The organism is Microbacterium hanjuni (assembly GCF_043556395.1).
In the GTDB taxonomy this organism is placed as follows: Bacteria; Actinomycetota; Actinomycetes; order Actinomycetales; family Microbacteriaceae; genus Microbacterium.
On record NZ_JBIGIK010000002.1, the window covers coordinates 361,514 to 378,114 of the forward strand.

The window sequence follows — 16,601 nt, forward strand, 5'->3', positions numbered from 1 at the left end:
CCCATGACTCTCGTGATCACGCGCGGCGAGCTGCGCGAGCGGGTAGCGGCCTTCCTGGCCGACGACCCCGGCCGGCTGCTGATCGGCGGACGCTGGACGCCGGCCGCATCCGGCGACACGTTCGCGACCCTCGACCCGGCGACCGGGGAGAGTCTCGCCGCCGTCGCGCGCGGCGAGGCGGCGGACGTCGATGCCGCGATGGCCGCAGCATCCGATGCCCTGCACTCTGCGGCGTGGGCGAAGATGCGCCCCGCCGACCGGGGAGCACTGCTGTGGCGCATCGCCGACGTCATGCAGGAGCACCTCGACGACCTCGCCGAGCTCGAGACCCTCGACCAGGGCAAGAGCGTCCGCACCTCCCGCTTCGGAGAGGTGCCCGCGGCGATCAATCAGTTCCGCTACTACGCGGGGTGGCCGACGAAGATCCTCGGCGACACGATCCCCACCTCGCTCAGCCGCACGCCCCCGGGCAAAGAGGTGTTCGCCTACACCCGGCGCGAGCCGGTAGGCGTGGTCGCCGCCATCGTGCCGTGGAACTCGCCGCTCATCATGACCGCGATGAAGCTCGCCCCCGCGCTCGCCGCCGGCTGCACGATCGTGCTGAAACCCGCCGAGAACACTCCGCTCACGGCGCTGTACCTCGGTCGCCTGATGCAGGAGGCGGGAGTCCCCGCGGGGGTGGTCAACATCGTGACGGGGTTCGGAGCCGAGGCTGGGCAGGCCCTCGCCGAACACCCCCGCGTTGCGAAGGTCGCCTTCACCGGCTCGACCGCCGTGGGCAAGCGGCTCGTCGCCACGGCCGCGTCGGGGCTGAAGCGGCTCACCCTCGAGCTCGGCGGCAAGTCCCCCGCGCTCGTCCTTCCCGATGCCGACCTCACTCAAGCCGTCGACGGCATCTCCCGCGGCATCTTCGACAACGGCGGGCAGGTGTGCGTGGCGAGCGCTCGCGTCTACGCCCACCGCTCGGTCTACCGCGAGGTCGTCGACGGCATGGCCGCGGCGGGCGAGGCGCTGCGGCTCGGTCACGGCCTCGACCCCGAGGTCGACCTCGGTCCGCTCGTGAGCGTGGCGCAGGCCGAGCGTGTCGCGGGGTACATCGACGAGGGGCGCGCCCAGGGCGCCACGGTCGTCACCGGCGGCGAGCTGGAGAGCGGCACCTTCTTCACCCCGACGGTGCTGACCGACGTGCGCGCGGATATGCGGCTCATGCGCGAAGAGATCTTCGGACCCGTCGCCGTCGTCACCCCCTACGACGATCTGGACGACGTGATCGGCTGGGCCAACGACTCGCCCTACGGCCTCGCTGCGAGCGTCTGGACCGAAGGCCTCGGCGACGCGCACCGGGTCGCCGCCCGGCTGCAGGCGGGCACGGTCTGGGTGAACTGCCATTCCTTCCTCGGCCCCGAGCTGCCCAAGGGCGGCCACAAGGAGTCGGGCTGGGGATACGAGAACGGCGCGCAGGGACTGGAGAACTATCTGGAGACGAAGACGGTGGTGATGGTGCTGTGACCAAGAGGATCGCACTCGGGGTGTTCGAGATGATGAACCCGAGCAATGGGATGCCGACGTGGACCGACGACCGCGGCCGCGGCGACGAGTGGGACGACCTGGAGTACTGGGTCGCGCTCGCACGGGAATTGGATGCTGCCGGGTTCGACTTCCTGTTCTTCGCCGACACCTACGGCTACGCCACGCTCGAGGGCCGGATGCCGGAGGAGGTCGCAGCGCACGGCATCCAGTTCCCCGCTCTGGACCCGATGCTCGCGATAGCGGCGCTCGCCCGCGAGACGGAGAGACTCGGCTTCGTCGTCACCTCCCCCACGACCGTCGAGCGTCCCTACGCGACCGCCCGACGGTTCGCGACACTCGACCGCCTCACGAACGGGCGCATCGGCTGGAACATCGTCACCGGCAGTTCCCAGGCCACCACGGACGAGCTCTTCGGGGTCACCGAGCAGTTGACGCACGACGAGCGGTACGACGCGGCCGACGAGTTCCTCGACACGTGCCTGCGGTACTGGGAGCACAGCTGGGACGACGGCGCGGAGCTGCGCGATCGCGCTCGCGGCGTCTACGCCGACCCCGCTCGACTGCACCGCGTCGAGGTCGACGGACGCTTTCAGCGCTCGCGCGGCATCTTCGCCGTTCCCCCCACGCCGCAGCGCACGCCCGTGCTCTTCCAGGCCGGCACCTCCGACCGCGGGCGGGCGTACGCCGCGCGCAACGCCGAGGCCGTCTTCATCCAGGGGCAATCGATCGCCTCGGCCGCAGCCCACGTCTCCGACATCCGCGAGCAGGCGGTCATCAACGGGCGACTCCCCGACGACATCTCGGTCGTCACGGGGATGACCGTCACGGTCGCCCCCACCTCGGAAGAGGCATGGATGCTGCGGGAACAGTACGAGCGCCTGCTCTCCCTCGACGATGCCGCCGTCATGTTCGCGGGGATCACGGGTCTGGATCTCACCGGCCTTGACCCCGCCACCCGCGTGGTCGATCTCAAGACAGACCTCGGTCAGACCCTCGTGCAGCGTTACGCCCGGCAGAACCCCGACATGCGCGTCGGCGAGATCCTCGACCAGTTCCGCACGAAGGCGATCCGCGGATTCCAGGTCACCGGCTCGCCCGTCGAGGTGGCCGACGAGATCGAGCGCATCGTCGACGGCTCGGGAATCGACGGCATCATGCTCGAGCCCACGTTCGGCGGCGTCGGCGCCTACCGGGCGTTCATCGAGCTCGTCCTGCCGATCCTCGTCCAACGCGGCCGCGCGGCCGCTCCGGTCGCTCCCACCCTCCGGGAGCGGTTCACCGGCGCGCCCCGCCTCGCTGCCACCCACCGCGTGCACGGCCTGTCGGCCGGCGCGATCACCCCCTCCCCGATCGGAGAGAACGCATGAGAGCCGACGCCGTCGAGGCCGTGATCCGCGGCCTGAAGAAGGCCGGGGTGAGCGTGGCCACCTACCTGCCCGACTCGCTGCTGAAGGAGCTGTACCCGGCCCTGGACGCCGACCCTGACATCCGCACGATCCCCGTCACGAACGAGGGCGAGGGCGCCGCGATCGCCGGGGGCGTCTTCCTCTCGGGCAAGCGTGCGGTGCTGGTGATGGAGAACTCGGGATTGCGGGCCGCGACCGAGCACCTCGCCCGCATGGGGCTGGGAGCGGGCATCCCCGTCGTGATGATCATGAGCTACCGGGGCGAGATGGGCGAGAACAACTGGTGGGCCATTCCGCACGGCATCACGATGGAGCCGCTGCTCGCCGCGTTGCGGACGCCGTACACGATCGTCCACGACGTGGATGAGATCGAACAGGCCGTCGTGAACGCCTACGAGACGGCCTACGCCTCGTACTACCACGCCGCCGTCGTGCTCGGGGGAGGGATCGTTCGATGAGCCTTTCGCGGTTCGAATGCATGCAACTGCTCGGCGCTCGCCTGTCCGAGGAGCTGGTCATCCTCTCCCTCGGCGGCGCGGTCGACGAGTGGTACAACGCCGCCCCGCAGATGCGCTCGGCGAGCCTCTTCCAGCAGCAGCTCGGCTGCGTCACGCCCGAGGCGTTCGGCCTGGCGGTCGGACTCCCGCACCGCCGCATCGTGTCGCTCGACACCGACGGGGGGATGCTGTTCAACCTCGGCATCCTCGCGACCCTCGGCAACGAGCAGCCGGCCAACCTCTTCATCGTTGTCTGGGACAACGAGCAGTACCAGTCGATCGGTGGCCCCGCCACCCACACCGCGAAAGGCCGCGTCGACCTCGCCGCGATCGCCCGCGGCGCCGGGGTGGAGCACGCCTACACGGCCACGACCCTGGCGGACTTCGACCGTCACTGCGCGGCCGGGCTCGCAGCATCCGAGCCCTACATCGTGGTGGCCAAGACCGACGGCATCCTGCAGCCCGGGATCAAGCGCAAGCACTCCGACGGGCGCGAGGACAAGTACATCTTCGTCCGCCACGTCGAGGCCACCGAGGGCGTCACGATCATGGGTCCCAGCGAGCACAACTGATGCCCGTCGTCTCCGCCCCCGCCCCCGCTTACGACGTCATCGTCGTCGGCGGGGGCGCGGCGGGATGCGTGCTGGCCGCCCGACTGTCGGAGGACCCCGAACGTCGCGTGCTGCTCATCGAGACCGGTCCCGACCATCGCGGCGTCCGCGAGATCCTCGATGCCGCGCACTGGGACGCCTTGATCGGTGGCGAGTACGACCACGGCTACCGATCGACCCCGACCCCTCATGTGTTGGAGCGCGCCCTCGCGATGCCCCGAGGCAGGGTTCTGGGCGGCAGCTCGAGCACGAACGCGATGCTCTGGTATCGCGGTAACCGGGCCGACTACGACGCATGGGCAGCCTCTGGGGCCACCGGGTGGGGCTACGACGACCTGCTCCCGTACTTCCGCCGCTCGGAATCGCGCGCCGGCGGCGACCCCGCGTTCCGGGGACTCGACGGTCCGATGCGGGTCGGCCCCCTGGCCGATGTGCACCCGATCGCCGACGCCCTCATCGCCGCGTCTGCCGAACGCGGGCTCCCGGTGCTCGCCGACGCGAACGCCGCGACGAACGAGGGCGCCGTGTACGCCGACTACAACGCGGTCGTCGGTGAGGACGGCGCGTTCGAGCGCTGGAGCACCGCCCGCGGCTACCTCGAGCCGGCACTGGAGCGGGCGAACCTCGAGGTGCTCGTCGGCAGCCGCGTCCACGAGCTGGTCCATCACGCCGGCACGGTGACGGGGGTGCGCCACGTCGTGGCAGGCGGGCTCGTCACGACGGCCGCGGCACGCACCGTGCTGGCAGCGGGAGCCCTCGACACGCCCCGGCTGCTGCAGCTCTCGGGCATCGGTGACCCCGGGCGGCTCGCGGCCGCCGGCATCCGCGCGCGGCACGACCTCCCGGGGGTCGGGGAGAACTTCCAGGACCACCCGCTCATCCTGGGCATGAACTTCCGCGCGCGCGCCGACCTCGGCCCCGTGATCGGCAATGGCGGGGGCGCCATGCTGAACTGGCGCAGCAGTTCGGCCGACGAAGGACCCGACCTGCACACCGTCATCGCCCACGGCTCGCGGGGCGACGAGGCCCTGCACGCGGCGCACGACCTCGGCGGCAACCGCGTGTTCGCCCTCGTGCCGGGCCTGTACCGCTCGAGGAGCGTCGGCTGGGTGCGAGTGCGCTCGGCGGACCCCGATGCCGCCGCCGACATCCACCCCAACTACCTCGCCGATCCGACCGACCTCGCCGCGATGGTCGAAGCCATCGACGCCGTGCACGACCTCGTGGCCGCCCCCGCATACGCCGCGCTGGCGGAGGGCCCGATCACGCCGCCGCGCGGACTCGACACGGCGGCGAAGATCCGCTTCGTGCGCGAGAACCTCGGCACCTTCTTCCACTGCTCGGGCACCGCGCGGATGGGCACCGACGATCTCGCGGTCGTCGATCCCGCACTGGCCGTCCGCGGCATGGCGGGGCTCTGGATCGCCGACGCCTCTGTCATGCCCCGCATCCCGACGAGCAACACCCAAGCACCCACCGTGGCGATCGCGGAGCGCGCCGCCGAGCTGCTGCGCGAGCTCTGACCCCTCAGCGCGAGCGCACCGCGTCGAGCGCCAGGAACTGGGCACGGAAGTCCGCCCGCAGGCGCTCCTTCTCAGCGTCGTCGCAGAACGCGGCGTCGATGCCGTTGAGTGCGATGGTCTTCGCCGTGTCCAGGTCGACTCCCAGCGCCGTCAGGCCCTCGCGGTACTCGCGGCCGAGGTCCGTGCGGAAGAACATCGCGTCATCGGTCGACACCGCCACGGCGAGGCCGGCGTCGATCATCCGGCGGATCCGGTGCTCCTCATCCAGCGTCCATCCCGAGCAGAAGGTCGTCGACACCGGGGTGACGGCGAAGCCGATCCCGCGCTCCACGGCCAGCGCGACGACGGCCGGGTCGTCCACGATCCGATAGCCGTGATCCAGGCGGTCGCACCCCAGCACCTCGATGGCCTGGCGCACGGCGTCGGGCGTCGCCGAGGGGGTCTCGCCGACGTGTGCGGTCAGCCGGTACCCGTGTGCGCGCGCCAGGCGGTATGCCTCGGCGAAGCGGGTCGGGTCCTCCGTGTTCTCGGGCGTGAGGTCGTCCTGGCCGAGGCCGACCACCTCCGCGCGTGGGTGCGCGATCATCTGCCGCACGAGGTCGACGGCGGATTCGGCCGACTCCCGACGGTTGATGGCGACGACCAAGCGGAAGCCGACCCCCAGGTCGCGTTCCGCGCGCCGCAGCCCCGCGATGATGGGGTCGATGACCTCCGGGTAGCTGAGCCCGCGCTCGGCGAAGTACTGCGGGTTGATGTAGTACTCGCGGTAGCGCAGGTTGCCGCCGGCGACCGCGGCGCGCACCCCGTCGTAGGCGACGCGCTCGAAGTCCTCGGGCTCGCGCAGTACGTCGTGCGCGAAGCGGAAGGCGACGAGGAAGTCGACGAGACCGTCGAAGTCGAACAGCTCGGCAGGATCGTCCGAGGGCAGCGTGACGGCGTACTTCGCGGCGAGCTCGATGAAGAGTGCAGCATCCATCGTCGACACGAAATGACAGTGCAGCTCGGTCTTGGGAAGCAGCTGCAGGTAATCGGCGTCGGAGATCACGGCCGCGTCCATCCGCCGGGGCCCTGCTTCACCACGAGCAGTCGGTACGCCTCCCCGCTGGGCGACCACCATCGGTGGGCGACTCCCCCGCGGTAGTAGACCGAGTCGCCGGGCGACAGCGCGTGCACCTCGCCGTCGAGCTCGACGCAGACCTCGCCGGCGAGCGCGTAGACGAACTCGTCCTCGGCGTGCGTGAACACGGCACCCGGCTCGGCGCCCCCGCCGGCCACCTCGAGCGGATGCATCGGACGCGTTCCGTGAGCGAGCGTGCGCGCGGGGGTTGCGGCGAAGCCATTGTCGACGAGGCCTTCGTCCGAGCGATGCACCTCGATCTCGGCGGCGCCCTGCGCGGGCGCGTCGGCCGCGGCGATCAGCTCGATCGGACTCGTCTCCAGCGCCAGCGCGATCCGCCGCAGGGTCGACAGGCTCGGTTGGGCGAGCCCGCGTTCGAGCTGACTGAGGAATGGATGCGACAGATCCGTCGCATCCGCGAGACGCACCAGCGTCATCCCCCGGGCGTGACGGAGACGCCGGATGTGGCCGCCCAGTCGGATGTTCGCCGCCCGCTCGTCCTGCACGCCGGCGTTCGCCGCCGCGGTGTCCGCCTGGGGGGCGACCGTCGTCGTCATCGCGATCGGCCTCAGACCGGCAACGCCACTCCGTGGGCGGCGGCGTACTCCTGCACCCGGGCGACGTACGCCGCCCGTTGCGCCGGCGTCAGCCACGAGGCCTCGAAGGAATTGATCGCGAACTGCACGAGGTCGGTCAGCGAGAGCTCTGCCTGCTCGGCGAGGGCGACGTAGTTGTCACCGACGTACGCACCGAAGTATGCGGGGTCATCGGAGTTGATCGTCACCCGGACGCCGTCGCGCAGCAGCGAGACGATCTCGGTGGACTTCATCTGCTCGGTGACGAACGAGTTCGACACCGGGCAGGTGGTGAAGCCGAGGCCGCGCTCCTTCGCCAGTGCGACGAGCGAGGGGTCCTCGACGATGTTCGTGCCGTGGTCGATGCGGTCGACGCCGATCTGCTCGACGACGGCGCGGATGTTGTCGATCGAACCGGCCTGGTCGATGTCGCAGTGCATCGTCAGGAAGAAGCCCTCCGCCTTCGCGCGGGCGAAGACGGCCGCGAACTTTCCGGGTGGGTTGTCCCGCTCGTCGGAGTCGAGCCCGACGCCGATGATCCAGGCGCGGTAGCGCAGGGCGTCCATGAGGGTCGCCATCGCGTACTCGGCCGAGAAATCGCGGAGGAAGCAGAGGATCAGTTCGGCGGTGATGCCGAGCTCGTCCTGCGCGCGCACGGCTGCGCGCCGGTACCCGGTGATCACGTTGTCGAACGGCACGCCGCGGGAGGTGTGCGCCTGCGGGTCGAAGAACATCTCCGCGTGCACGACGCCCTGCGCCTGCGCGCGCAGCAGGTAGGCCCACGCGAGGTCGTGGAAGTCCTCGGCCGTCTGCAGCACCTCCATCGCGGGGTAGTACACCGCGAGGAAGCTCGTCAGATCGGTGAAGTCGTACGTCGCTTTGACCTCTTCGACGCTCTTCTCCGCCAGCACGATGCCGTTGCGCTCGGCGAGAGCGAACTTGAGGTCGGGTTCGAGGGTGCCTTCGAGGTGCAGATGCAGCTCGGCTTTGGGCAGACCGAACGCGAACTCGGCGAGGGTGGGGGTCATCGGGTGTCCTTCGAGTGGGGAACGAGAAGCGGATGCTGGCGGGAAGAGCGCGGCATCGTCGTGGCGGGCGCCGTCAGACGCGATCGGCCATGCCCATGCGGGCCAGCACGACCGACTCGACGATCTGCACGAGGTTGTACAGCACGAGCGCCGTGCCGGTGACGAGCACGACCGCCGTCCACACCGCGGAGAACTGCGCGCTGTTGACGTAGCCGCCGACCGCGCCGCCGATTCCGCCGCCGACCGCGAGCCATTCGGCCAGCAGAGCGCCGGTGATCGCACCGGGCACGGAGATCCGCACCGCGGCGAAGAACTCCGGCAGCGAGCTCGGCAGGGCGATCTTGCGCAACCGCGTCCACGCCGTGCCGCCGTAGACGGTGACGAGGTCGTTCATCTGGGGCGAGGCCGACTTGAGCCCGAACACGATGTTCACCAGCGCGGGGAACAGCACGACGATGCCGCCGATCACGGCGACGGAGGCGAACTCACGACCGAAGATCAGGATGATGACGGGCGCCATCGCGACGAGCGGCACGGAGCGCAGCAGCATCGCCAGCGGCATCAGCGCGTGCTCGACGCCCTTGCTGAGCTGGAAGACAATGGCCACGAGCAGCGCGACGACGAGACCCGCGGCGAAGCCGACGACGGCGTGACCGAGGGTGACTCCCAGCTGGCCGAAGAGCTGCGCTCGATTGGCCTCGGCGGCCGGCACCGTGAAGAGGAAGTTCCAGACGTCGATCGGCCCCTTGCCGACGTACGCCGACACCCGGAAGACCACGAGGGATCCGACCCAGATGACCAGCACCGCGACGATCGTGAGGACGAAGGTGAGGAGGCTGCGCGTGAGGGCCCGCGTCGTCGCGCGTCGCGCCTCGCGCCGGATCTCGGCGTTCAGCTTCGCGACGGATTCGCCGCGGTCGGTGACCGTGGGTTCGGGCAGCGTTTGTACGCTCATGAGCTGGTTCCCTTCGACCACGGCGCCACCGCGCGGGACACGAGGCCCAGGAGCGAATACCCGATGAGGGCGACGGCCCCCGAGGCGAGGGCGATGTCCCACACGCGCGCCGCGTTCAGCGCCTGCTGCGCGGCGATCATGGCGGGTCCGACACCGAGGGTGATCTTGCCGAAGAACTCCCCCAGCACCGCGCCGAGGAAGGCCGCGGGCACGGCGATCTGCAGGGCGTTCAGGACGGCGGGCAGGGCGGCGATGAGGCGCACCTTGCGCAGCTGGGTCAACCGCGATCCGCCGTACACGGTGATGAGGTCGAGGCTCGCCTTGTCGGCGGCCTTCAGCCCGAGGAGGGCGCCGACCACGGTGGTGAAGAAGCAGCTGAGGGCGGCGAGGAAGATCGCCGTCGTCGAGGGCTGCCCGCTCACCGGGATCGGCACGATCACCGTGAGCAGCAATCCGAGAGCGACGATCGGGATGCAGTACGTGATGATCGCGATCTGCATGACCACGCCTTCGAGGCGGGGAACGATCAGCACGAGGGCGGCCAGCACCAGGGCGAGTCCGTTGCCCCAGAGGTAGCCGATGCCGGCCTCGGTGAGAGTCACGCCGAAGTTCTTGGCATAGAACTCGAAGCCGGTCTCGAAGAACTCCACGACCACCTGCAGGGGCGTCGGAATGGCCTGCACTCCGCCGGGACCGACGCTGGAGAAGACGGTGGCCGCGAGGATCCACCACACCGCGATGATGCCGACGGCGCCGATGAGACCAGTGATCCACGCGGGGAGTTTCACGTCCTCCCACTGGATCGAACGCCCCTTCGCGGGCGCTGCCGGTGCGGGAGCCGCATCCGTTCTCGGTGTCTCAATGGTCATCGGTGGCAGCGCCTCCGACACCGAAGAGCAGCTCCTGCGCGTGATCGACGTAGGCGTGGAACTCGGGCGTGCGCATCATCTCGGGCGTGCGGGGCCGCGGGAGGTCGATCGTCATGACCTCCTTGATCCGGCCGGGCCGCGGACTCATGACGGCCACCTGGTCGGAGAGGAAGATCGCCTCCGAGATGCCGTGGGTCACCAGCAGCGTGGTCGCCGGCTTCTCGGTCCAGATGCGCAGCAGTTCGAGGTTCAGCTTCTGGCGGGTCATGTCGTCGAGCGCGCCGAACGGCTCGTCGAACAGCAGCACCGAGGGCTTCATGATGAGCGATCGGGCGATCGACACGCGCTGGCGCATGCCTCCCGACAGTTGCGCGGGCTTGGCCTTCTCGAACCCCGTCAGACCGACGAGGTTGATCATCTCGGTGACGTAGGCCTTGTCGACGGGCTTGCCCGCCACCTCGAACGGCAGCTGGATGTTGGACTGCACGCTGCGCCAGGGAAGCAGCGCCGAGTCCTGGAAGGCGATACCCAGCTCGTTGCCGCGACGCAGCTCCTTCGGGCTCTTGCCGTCGACGCGCGTCGTGCCGCTGGTGGGTTCTTCGAGGCCCGCGAGGATGCGCAGGATGGTCGACTTGCCGCACCCGGAGGGTCCGAGCAGGGCCAGGAACGTGCCCTGGTCGGTGTGGAGGTTGGCGTCCTGCAGCGCGACGACGCTCTTGCGTCCGACGCTGAAGACCTTGTTCAGTTCGGTGATCTGCAGGCCGGTGCCCAGGGTCGTCCCCTGGGCACCGGTCTGGGTGGCCGTTTCGGTCACAGTGTGGACTCCAGAATGGATCTCAGCCCGCGTAGGCGATGAGGTCCGGGTTCTCTTCGTAGACCTCGGTCAGCAGGCTGAGGTCGAACAGGTCGGATGCTTCGATCGTGATCCCGGCACCGGCGAGGCTCGCGATGGTCTCGGCCTGCAGGTCGTCGGAAATGGTGAACAGGCCGTTCTCCTCGGTCTCATCCGAGACGACGAGCTTGTTCTGCGCTTCGGCACCGGCCAAGGTCTTGGCCGGGTCGAGGTCGAGGTCGACGCCGTAGGTCTCGATCGCCAGGTCGGCGGCGGCCTGCGGGTCGGCGAGCGCGTCGGTCCAGCCCTTGATCTCGGCGACGAGGAACGCCTTCAACATCTCGCGGTTGTTCGCGATGGTGTCGTCGGTGACGGTGACGGTCTCGGCGACGAACGGCAGGCCGTTGTCGGCGAACGGCAGGTTGGTGGTGGGCGTACCCTCCATCTCGACCGAGATCGCCTCGTTGGTGAGGTAGGCGACGAAGCCGTCGACCTCGCCGTTCACGAGGGGGGCCGGGTCGTACTGCACGGGAACGATCGTCAGTTCCGACGCGTCGATGTCGTTGGCGGCGAGCAGGGCGTTGAACAGCGTCAGGTTCGAGTCCTGCACACCGATCTTCTTGCCCTTGAGGTCGTCGGGCGTCGCGATGTTTCCGCCCGCCTCGAGCGAGAGGATCGTGAACGGGTTGGCCTGAAAGGTCGCACCGATGATCTTGAGCGGGGCGCCTTCGTTCGCGATGGCCGCACCGACCTGCACCGAGTCGCTCAGCGCCACGTCGGCCGTGCCGCCGAGCAGCTCGGGCACACCGCCCGAGGGGCCGGGGACCAGGTTGACGGAGGAGAAGCCGGCGTCGGTGTAGTAGCCCTTCGAGTCGGCGAAGTACTCGCCGGCGAACTCCTCGTTGAGGATCCAGCTCAGCTGGACGGTCAGGTCGCCGAATCCTTCGGCGGAATCCCCCGAGGGGGCGGCGGACGATCCGGCGTCGGAACCTCCGGCGCAAGCGGTGAGGGCGACGGCCGTCAGGGCGATGCCGGCGAGGGCGGCCGCCGCGCGCTGAACGCGGCGGGAAGAGAAGAAGGTCATGTGATCTCCGGTCGGACATGGTGCATTCGGGATTGGCACGCTCGTCCAAGGCCTCGACGCTGCGCGTGGGTCTGACGTTAGGCGATGTAGATTTCACGAACACTGGCCGGATGTTTCGCCCCCGTTACACCTGGCGCGGTTCGCGCAGAAGGAGCCGGGATCAGCCGGGCTCGGCGGCCAGGTGCAGGATCGATTCGGCGAGCGCGCGGATGCCGGCGGCGACGTCGGCGGTCGAGACCGCCTCGTCGGGGTGGTGACTGATGCCGTCCGGGTTGCGCAGGAATAGCATGCCCACGTCGGTGATCGCGCCGAGCGCCATCGCGTCGTGGCCCGCCCGGCTGAAGATCGTCGGGGGTGGCTCCGACCCCGAACCGATACCGGCGCGGATGACGTCCTGCAGCAGCGGCGCGCAGAACACCGCGGCCGCGTCGTGCACCTCGCGGGACTGCCAGCGCAGGCCGCGTCTGCCCATGATGCCGTCGAGCTCGAGCGCGATCGCGTCCCACACCCGGTCGCGCTCGCCGTCGAACTCGCCCCGCAGATCGAGCGAGAACCGCGCCTCGCCCGGCACGATGTTGACGGCGCCGGGGAAGGCCTCGAGCTGCCCGACGGTGCCGATGATGTGGTGCTCGCCGCGGCAGATGCGCTCCACGGCGAGGGCGGCCTCGCTCGCCCCGAGCAGGGCGTCGTGGCGCATGTCGTACGGCGTTCCGCCCGCGTGGCGCGCTTCGCCCTCGACGACCAGCTGGAACCGGCGCGCGCTGGCGATCGACGACACCACGGCGAGCGCCTCATCGCGGCGGTCGAGTTCCGGCCCCTGCTCGATGTGCGCTTCGAGGTAGCCCACGAGCTCGTCGGGCCGCCGCGCGGCTTCGCCGATGCGCGCCGGATCGAGCCCGAACTCCAGGAAGGCCTGGCGCAGCGTCACGCCGTCGGCGTCGGTGAGCGCCCACCACTCGTCGTTCCAGGTGCCCGCGACGGCGGAGGATCCCAGCAGCGCCTTTCCGAAGCGCGTGCCTTCCTCGTCCGAGAACGCGACCACCTCGAGGGCGAAGGCGAACGGCGACTGAGCACCCTCGTCGGGGTGGATGCTGCGCAGCAGCCGCGCGACCTCGAGACCCATGAGCACGCCGACGATGCCGTCGAAACGCCCCGCGTCGGGCACCGTGTCGAGGTGCGAGCCGATCATCAGCGCGGGCGCCGTTCCCGATCCTGGATCGAGGCGCCCGATCTGGTTGCCCGCGGCATCCTGGCGGGTGCTCATCCCGATCTCGCGCATCCACTCCGCCGCGAGGCGGTTCACCCGCGCGTGCTCGGGCGAGAGGTAGACGCGCTCGATGTGCCCCGGGGTCGCCGTCACGCGCGCGAGTTCTTCGCAGCGCTGCATCACGCGGCGCGCGGCGACGGCCACGAGCTCGGGGTTCACCTCGAGACGGGTGCGCACGCGTCAGGCTCCCGCCGGCACCCGACCGGCTGCGGCGTAGACGTCGGCCGCCGCCTCGACGCCGCCACCGGCGGGCACGGACGCCCCGAAGCGACGCAGCACCGACTCGAGTGCGGCGAGGGTCTGCAGCACGGCGTCGGTGCGGGCGTTGTACCCCATGGTGCCGATCCGCCACACCCGGCCGTGGAGGGGTCCGAACGAGGTGCCGATCTCGATGCCGAAGTCCTCGAGCATCGCGGTGCGCGCAGCATCCCCCGCCACCCCCTCGGGGATCTCGACGGCGACGACGTTGCTCATCTTGTGGCCGACGTCGCCGAAGACCGTCAGCCCCAGCCCGCGCACGCCGGCGAGCATCGCCTCGCCGTGCAGGCGGTGACGCTCGATGACCTCGTCGCGCCCCTCGAGCAGCAGCACCCGGGCGCACTCGCGGGCGCCGTAGAGCATCGAGGTCGCCTCGGTGTGGTGGTTGAGGCGCCGCGGCCCCCAGTAGTCGAGGATCATTCCGAGGTCGAAGTAGTTGGACCGGATGAAGTCGGATGCTTGCGGGTCGCCCTCTTCGCGGATGCCCGCCTCGATGCGCGCCCGCGAGCGGATCACCGCGACCGCGGCCTCCGACAGGCTGATCGGCGCCGAACCCGAGGGGCCTCCGAGGCATTTCTGCAGCCCGGCGGTCGCAGCATCCAGTCCCCAGGCATCGAGCTCGAAGGCGTTGCCGCCGAGCGAGGCCGTCGCGTCGGTGTAGAACAGCACGCCGTGGGCGCGGCAGATCTCGCCGATCTCGTCGAGGGGCTGCAGCATCGTGGTGGAGGTGTCGCCCTGCACGAGCGCCAACAGCGTCGGCTTCACCCGCTCGATCGCGGCGCGGATCGTGGAGACGGGGAAGACCTGACCCCACGGCACCTCGATCGTGTGCACCTCGGCGAGCGCGCGCTCGGCGATCTCGGCGAGCAGGTGCCCGAAGCGCCCGAAGATCGGCACCAGCACCCGGTCACCCGGCCGGATGAGCGACACGATCGCCGCTTCGATGCCCGCGCGCGAGGTGCCGTCCACCAGCACCGTCGCCTCGTTGCGCGTCGACCAGACCTGGCGGTAGAGCTCCTGCGTCTCGGTCATCGTCGCCGTCATGAACGAGTCGTACTGCCCGACGAGGGGCGCCGACATCGCCGTCAGCACACTCGGGTACGCCGAGATCGGGCCCGGCCCCATGAGCAGGCGCTGGGGCGGGGCGATCGGTCCGGGGATGGTCATGCGGTCTCCGTGGGGTCGAAACGGGTGAGGCAGCGGCGGGCGCCGGGAGGTGGGCGGACACAACTCCTCCCAGGGACGCGGGCGTGGGGTTCGCGGCCGCGAGATCCCGGGGGTGGGTGGGTGTGGGGGCGGCGAAATGGAGGAGTTGTGTCCGCCCGATGTTCGAGAGGGTCACGATCCCCCCTCACCGACAGCCGCCGCGAGGCGGCGGGCGAGGCGCACGAGCGCGATGTCGGTGCCGGCTCGCGAGACGAGGCAGATTCCGACGGGCGCATCGCCGAGCGGCGAGGCGACGCGCAGCAGGGGCACCGAGACGGCGGGGAGACCCGCGATCGACACCGGCGAGGTCATCCGCAGGGTCGCGGCGCGGGCCGCGTCCACGGCCGCGGCGTCGGCGGTGCGCGAGGGCGCGGCGCCGGGCACGGTCGGAAAGATGAGCACCCCGGTCTTCACCAGGGCGGTGAGGGTGTCGCGCAGGGGGGCGAGGGCGGTGCGAGCGGATGCTTCGGCCTCGGCCGTCACGGCGGAGCCGAGCCGGAACCGCTCGGCCACGGCGGGGCCGACGGCGCCGGGGTGCTCGCTCAGCCATTCCCCGTTGTTGCGCCAGGCCTCGGCGCCCTGCACGGTGCGGAACGCCGCGGCGGCGGAGCCGAGATCGCCGATCGAGGTTTCGGTGATCTCCGGTGCGTCGGCGGTGCCGAGCGCGTCGAGGGATGCAGCGAATGCGGCGCGCGTGGTCGGTTCGACGCTGTCGAGGATCTCGGTCGGCACGAGCAACCGCCAGGGCAGGTCGTCGGCGGATTCGCCGAGGGCGCTCTCGGTCGATTCCGAGCCGTCGTAGCTGAGGCACCAGTCGGCGACGCGTTGGAGGGTGTCGCCGTCGCGGGTGAGCCACCCGATCGCGTCGAACGATTGGGCGAGGGGCAGCAGACCCTGGCGGGGAACGAGTCCGTGCGTGGTCCGCAGCCCCCAGAGCCCCTGGTAGGACGCGGGCACCCGGATGGATCCGGCGGTGTCGGTGGCCAGGCCCACCTCCGCCTGGCCGGTGGCGACCGCTGCGGCAGGACCGCTCGACGAGCCGCCGGGCAGCGCGCCCGGCAGCGCGCCGTTCGGCGGGGTGCCGTAGTGGGGGTTGTCACCCGCGATCGAGTAGGCGAACTCGTCGGTGCGCGCGATTCCGCGCAGCGATGCGCCGCCGCGCAGCAGATCGGCCACCGCGGCGGCCGTGGTCGTCTCCGGGCGCGCGCCCTCGAGGTAGGTGGGATTTCCCGCGCCGATGCGGAAGCCCTTGATCGCGAACAGATCCTTCACCGCCACGGTGAGGCCGGCGAGCGGTCCGTCCCAAGCGCCCTGGAAGAAGGGGTCACCCACGCTGCGCCAGACCGTGCGGTCGAGGGCCTGGGCCTTGCCGGTGACGTGGGCCGCCGTGATGACCCACCGTCCGTCGAGCTGCTGCCATACCTGGGTCTGCAGTCCTCGCCCGCCGCCGCGGTAGCGCGACACCGACACGAGCAGGGCGACGCCCTCGCCGAGCGGGCGGTACTCCACTCTCTCGATCGTCCGGGCCGCCACTCCGCCGCGGAGGTGGCGGAAAGCGCTCAGCGCCTCCTCACCGACGAGCAGCCCCGCAGCATCCCCCCTCATCACCTCGGGACCCGGGGCGAACGCGGCGTCGAGGGCCGGGACATCGTCGACCATCAGGGCGTGCTCGTACGCCTCGAACGCCGCGCGCAGGTCGGCGGGGATGGGCGCCGTGGCTGACGTAGTGGTGCCCACGGCAGCCGTGCCGAGTACAGGAGAATCGCCGGAATCAGGCCGATCTTCGCCAGAACGTCCTGTCCCGGGCGGTTCGCCCGCCACCGGCGCGGTGGTTCCGTCGGAG

General features: G+C 70.5%; 15 protein-coding genes. 5 read left to right on the forward strand and 10 right to left on the reverse strand.

The window, feature by feature from the left end; translation table 11 throughout:
- The first annotated feature begins 3 nt into the window (after nt 1-3).
- Genes ACFXP5_RS09380 through ACFXP5_RS09400 form a run of 5 tightly spaced genes read left to right on the forward strand, consistent with a single transcriptional unit; the run spans nt 4 to nt 5,567 of the window.
- Nucleotides 4-1,509 (forward strand): aldehyde dehydrogenase family protein, encoded by a 1,506-nt coding sequence (locus ACFXP5_RS09380; RefSeq protein ID WP_394544428.1) that lies wholly within the window; start codon nt 4-6, stop codon nt 1,507-1,509.
- Entirely contained in the window at nt 1,506-2,897 is a 1,392-nt protein-coding gene (locus tag ACFXP5_RS09385; RefSeq protein WP_394544429.1) for an NtaA/DmoA family FMN-dependent monooxygenase, read from the forward strand. Before ACFXP5_RS09380 ends, ACFXP5_RS09385 begins: the two co-directional genes overlap by 4 nt.
- On the forward strand, nt 2,894-3,394 hold the full coding sequence (locus ACFXP5_RS09390; RefSeq protein WP_394527924.1) for a thiamine pyrophosphate-binding protein: 501 nt from the start codon (nt 2,894-2,896) through the stop codon (nt 3,392-3,394). Before ACFXP5_RS09385 ends, ACFXP5_RS09390 begins: the two co-directional genes overlap by 4 nt.
- Complete coding sequence (locus ACFXP5_RS09395) at nt 3,391-4,005, forward strand: thiamine pyrophosphate-dependent enzyme (RefSeq protein WP_394544430.1); 615 nt, start codon at nt 3,391-3,393, stop codon at nt 4,003-4,005. The genes ACFXP5_RS09390 and ACFXP5_RS09395 overlap by 4 nt, the downstream gene beginning before the upstream one ends.
- The gene (locus ACFXP5_RS09400; RefSeq protein WP_394544431.1) at nt 4,005-5,567 is read left to right on the forward strand and encodes a GMC family oxidoreductase; all 1,563 of its coding nucleotides are present in this window, start codon (nt 4,005-4,007) and stop codon (nt 5,565-5,567) included. The genes ACFXP5_RS09395 and ACFXP5_RS09400 overlap by 1 nt, the downstream gene beginning before the upstream one ends.
- A gap of 4 nt (nt 5,568-5,571) precedes the next feature.
- Here ACFXP5_RS09400 and add (ACFXP5_RS09405) read toward each other — a convergent pair whose 3' ends face one another.
- From add (ACFXP5_RS09405) to ACFXP5_RS09450, 10 genes are all read right to left on the reverse strand, one after another.
- Nucleotides 5,572-6,624, reverse strand: coding sequence for an adenosine deaminase (add, locus tag ACFXP5_RS09405; protein WP_394544432.1), 1,053 nt, complete (start codon nt 6,622-6,624; stop codon nt 5,572-5,574).
- A complete protein-coding gene (locus ACFXP5_RS09410) occupies nt 6,609-7,241 on the reverse strand; it encodes a helix-turn-helix domain-containing protein (protein WP_394544433.1) in 633 nt (210 codons plus the stop codon). Before ACFXP5_RS09410 ends, add (ACFXP5_RS09405) begins: the two co-directional genes overlap by 16 nt.
- Nucleotides 7,242-7,252: 11 nt before the next feature.
- Nucleotides 7,253-8,287 carry an adenosine deaminase gene (add, locus tag ACFXP5_RS09415; protein WP_394527929.1) on the reverse strand — a complete coding sequence of 345 codons (1,035 nt, stop codon included), beginning with the start codon at nt 8,285-8,287 and terminating at the stop codon, nt 7,253-7,255.
- Nucleotides 8,288-8,360: 73 nt separating this feature from the next.
- Nucleotides 8,361-9,242 carry an ABC transporter permease gene (locus ACFXP5_RS09420; protein ID WP_394544434.1) on the reverse strand — a complete coding sequence of 294 codons (882 nt, stop codon included), beginning with the start codon at nt 9,240-9,242 and terminating at the stop codon, nt 8,361-8,363.
- Nucleotides 9,239-10,111 carry an ABC transporter permease gene (locus ACFXP5_RS09425; RefSeq protein WP_394527931.1) on the reverse strand — a complete coding sequence of 291 codons (873 nt, stop codon included), beginning with the start codon at nt 10,109-10,111 and terminating at the stop codon, nt 9,239-9,241. Before ACFXP5_RS09425 ends, ACFXP5_RS09420 begins: the two co-directional genes overlap by 4 nt.
- Nucleotides 10,101-10,925 carry an ABC transporter ATP-binding protein gene (locus tag ACFXP5_RS09430; RefSeq protein ID WP_394527932.1) on the reverse strand — a complete coding sequence of 275 codons (825 nt, stop codon included), beginning with the start codon at nt 10,923-10,925 and terminating at the stop codon, nt 10,101-10,103. Before ACFXP5_RS09430 ends, ACFXP5_RS09425 begins: the two co-directional genes overlap by 11 nt.
- A 22-nt stretch (nt 10,926-10,947) precedes the next feature.
- Nucleotides 10,948-12,027, reverse strand: a complete 1,080-nt coding sequence (locus ACFXP5_RS09435) for an ABC transporter substrate-binding protein (RefSeq protein ID WP_394527933.1) — start codon at nt 12,025-12,027, stop codon at nt 10,948-10,950.
- Nucleotides 12,028-12,187: 160 nt separating this feature from the next.
- Complete coding sequence (locus ACFXP5_RS09440) at nt 12,188-13,471, reverse strand: allantoate amidohydrolase (RefSeq protein ID WP_394544435.1); 1,284 nt, start codon at nt 13,469-13,471, stop codon at nt 12,188-12,190.
- Between the two features lie 3 nt (nt 13,472-13,474).
- Nucleotides 13,475-14,719 (reverse strand): pyridoxal-phosphate-dependent aminotransferase family protein, encoded by a 1,245-nt coding sequence (locus tag ACFXP5_RS09445; protein ID WP_394544436.1) that lies wholly within the window; start codon nt 14,717-14,719, stop codon nt 13,475-13,477.
- Between the two features lie 171 nt (nt 14,720-14,890).
- Nucleotides 14,891-16,495: an AtzH-like domain-containing protein gene (locus ACFXP5_RS09450; RefSeq protein ID WP_394544437.1), complete on the reverse strand. Its 1,605-nt coding sequence runs from the start codon at nt 16,493-16,495 to the stop codon at nt 14,891-14,893.
- Nucleotides 16,496-16,601: the final 106 nt, after the last annotated feature.